This is a genomic window from Stenotrophomonas sp. PS02300, from assembly GCF_029959395.1.
GTDB classification, from domain to species: Bacteria; Pseudomonadota; Gammaproteobacteria; order Xanthomonadales; family Xanthomonadaceae; genus Stenotrophomonas; species Stenotrophomonas maltophilia_AD.
On the sequence record NZ_JASCOP010000019.1, the window covers coordinates 1 to 2,500 of the forward strand.

The window sequence follows — 2,500 nt, forward strand, 5'->3', positions numbered from 1 at the left end:
TACTGCGCCTGCCTCTCATAGTTCTTGTGACGTAGCGTGCACTTGGTATCTATCGACATGTCATGTCGGCCAAGGCAACTTGAGGTTATATGGTCAAGCCACACGGATCATTAGTATCAGTTAGCTCAATACATTGCTGTACTTACACACCTGACCTATCAACCACATAGTCTATATGGTTCCTTCAGGGGGCTTGTGCCCCGGGAGATCTCATCTTGAGGCGCGCTTCCCGCTTAGATGCTTTCAGCGGTTATCGCTTCCGAACATAGCTACCCGGCAATGCCACTGGCGTGACAACCGGAACACCAGAGGTTCGTCCACTCCGGTCCTCTCGTACTAGGAGCAGCCCCTCTCAAATCTCCAACGCCCATGGCAGATAGGGACCGAACTGTCTCACGACGTTCTGAACCCAGCTCGCGTACCACTTTAAATGGCGAACAGCCATACCCTTGGGACCGACTACAGCCCCAGGATGTGATGAGCCGACATCGAGGTGCCAAACACCGCCGTCGATATGAACTCTTGGGCGGTATCAGCCTGTTATCCCCGGAGTACCTTTTATCCGTTGAGCGATGGCCCTTCCATACAGAACCACCGGATCACTAAGTCCTAGTTTCCTACCTGCTTGATCCGTCGATCTTGCAGTCAAGCACGCTTATGCCTTTGCACACAGTGCGCGATGTCCGACCGCGCTGAGCGTACCTTCGAGCTCCTCCGTTACTCTTTAGGAGGAGACCGCCCCAGTCAAACTACCCACCATACACGGTCCCCGACCCAGATAATGGGCCCAGGTTAGAACGTCAAGCACGACAGGGTGGTATTTCAAGGATGGCTCCACCACAGCTAGCGCCATGGTTTCATAGCCTCCCACCTATCCTACACAGACGAACTCAACGTTCAGTGTAAAGCTATAGTAAAGGTTCACGGGGTCTTTCCGTCTTGCCACGGGAACGCTGCATCTTCACAGCGATTTCAATTTCACTGAGTCTCGGGTGGAGACAGCGCCGCTGTCGTTACGCCATTCGTGCAGGTCGGAACTTACCCGACAAGGAATTTCGCTACCTTAGGACCGTTATAGTTACGGCCGCCGTTTACTGGGGCTTCGATCAAGAGCTTCGCCTTGCGGCTGACCCCATCAATTAACCTTCCAGCACCGGGCAGGCGTCACACCCTATACGTCCACTTTCGTGTTTGCAGAGTGCTGTGTTTTTGATAAACAGTCGCAGCGGCCTGGTTTCTGCGGCCCTCTTCAGCTATAGCTCGCATGAGCCACCAAAAAGGGCGCACCTTCTCCCGAAGTTACGGTGCCATGTTGCCTAGTTCCTTCACCCGAGTTCTCTCAAGCGCCTGAGAATTCTCATCCTACCCACCTGTGTCGGTTTACGGTACGGTCTGCGTAAGCTGAAGCTTAGGAGCTTTTCCTGGAAGCGTGGTATCAGTGACTTTGTCTTAAAGACTCGTCTCGGTGCTCGGTCTTAAAGGATCCCGGATTTGCCAAAGATCCAAACCTACCGCCTTTCCCCCGGACAACCAACGCCGGGTACACCTAACCTTCTCCGTCCCTCCATCGCACTTACGCGAGGTGCAGGAATATTAACCTGCTTCCCATCGACTACGACTTTCGTCCTCGCCTTAGGGGCCGACTCACCCTGCGCCGATTAACGTTGCGCAAGGAAACCTTGGGCTTTCGGCGTGCGGGTTTTTCACCCGCATTATCGTTACTCATGTCAGCATTCGCACTTCCGATACCTCCAGCAGACTTCTCAATCCACCTTCAACGGCTTACGGAACGCTCCTCTACCGCGTACATATAAATATGCACACCCCAAGCTTCGGTTCACTGCTTAGCCCCGTTAAATCTTCCCCGCAGACCGACTCGACCAGTGAGCTATTACGCTTTCTTTAAAGGGTGGCTGCTTCTAAGCCAACCTCCTGGCTGTCTGTGCCTTTCCACATGGTTTTCCACTTAGCAGTGAATTTGGGACCTTAGCTGTGGGTCTGGGTTGTTTCCCTTTTCACGACGGACGTTAGCACCCGCCGTGTGTCTCCCATACAGTCCGTCTCGGTATTCGGAGTTTGCAATGGTTTGGTAAGTCGCGATGACCCCCTAGCCATAACAGTGCTCTACCCCCGAGAGGATACATATGAGGCGCTACCTAAATAGCTTTCGAGGAGAACCAGCTATCTCCGGGTTCGATTAGCTTTTCACTCCTAATCACAGCTCATCCCCGTCTTTTGCAACAGACGTGGGTTCGGGCCTCCAGTACCTGTTACGGCACCTTCACCCTGGCCATGACTAGATCACCCGGTTTCGGGTCTACTGCCCGCGACTATGCGCCCTTATCAGACTCGGTTTCCCTTCGCCTCCCCTATACGGTTAAGCTTGCCACGAACAGTAAGTCGCTGACCCATTATACAAAAGGTACGCAGTCACTCTTTCGAGCTCCTACTGCTTGTACGCACACGGTTTCAGGATCTATTTCACTCCCCTCTCCGGGGT

At 53.4% G+C, this 2,500-nt stretch carries 1 rRNA gene (cut by a window edge); it reads right to left on the reverse strand.

Features of this window, described 5'->3' with window-relative positions:
- Positions 1-89 precede the first annotated feature (89 nt).
- Positions 90-2,500: ribosomal RNA gene (locus QMX79_RS05955) — 23S ribosomal RNA — on the reverse strand (it continues 468 nt past the right edge of the window).